Raw genomic sequence first — 628 nt, forward strand, 5'->3', positions numbered from 1 at the left:
ATGTATATGTGTACACAAGTGAATGCATTGATTCATCACTGGTTGGATCATATATTACAAAYCACCAARTCCSAGCGGTAGCTCTMCTAATTAACGAGATCTCCATTAACAAAGGATCGATCTTGYCATCCTCTCTCTYCCACTCATCACAAAACGAGACCACGCACGACGGGTTGATCCATCCCCAGGCTCATAGAGATCGTAGTTAATTAATCCAAGAACACGTTCCGGCCGGTCGATGGACGGRGCGGAGCAATGGCGGGCTTAAGAGGAYCCTCCGAACGTGTCGAAGATGGTRGTRTGGAGYGGGTCGCTMAGGTGGGTGGCCCAGTTGTTGAGYGGCCCCTTGCCGGTGGCGGCGGCCTGCACGGCGAAGCCGAGGAAGGCGACCATGGCGAGSCGCGCGTGCTTGATCTCCGCCAGCTGCAGCCGCTCCTTCTTCTCAGGGTCGGCCGCCAGGCCGAGCGGGTCGAAGTAGGAGCCGCCGGGGTACAGCCTCTTCTCSGGGTCGAGCTCGGCGTTSCGCTGGAACTCGATGTAGCCGATCACRAGCACCTCGATCCAGATGAGCGTCGAGATGGAGAACGGCAGCGGCTGGCCCAGGTAGGAGGACCCGTCCACCAGCTCC

1 protein-coding gene is annotated in these 628 nt (G+C 58.3%); it reads right to left on the minus strand.

Annotated features, from left to right (window positions below):
• Nucleotides 1-264: 264 nt before the first annotated feature.
• Nucleotides 265-628 (minus strand): chlorophyll a/b-binding protein (locus tag FWJ25_RS20535; protein WP_149601849.1); only part of this gene is annotated, 364 nt, incomplete at its 5' end.

Origin of the sequence: Marinobacter salinexigens (assembly GCF_008370345.1) — a bacterium.
GTDB lineage: Bacteria > Pseudomonadota > Gammaproteobacteria > Pseudomonadales > Oleiphilaceae > Marinobacter > Marinobacter salinexigens.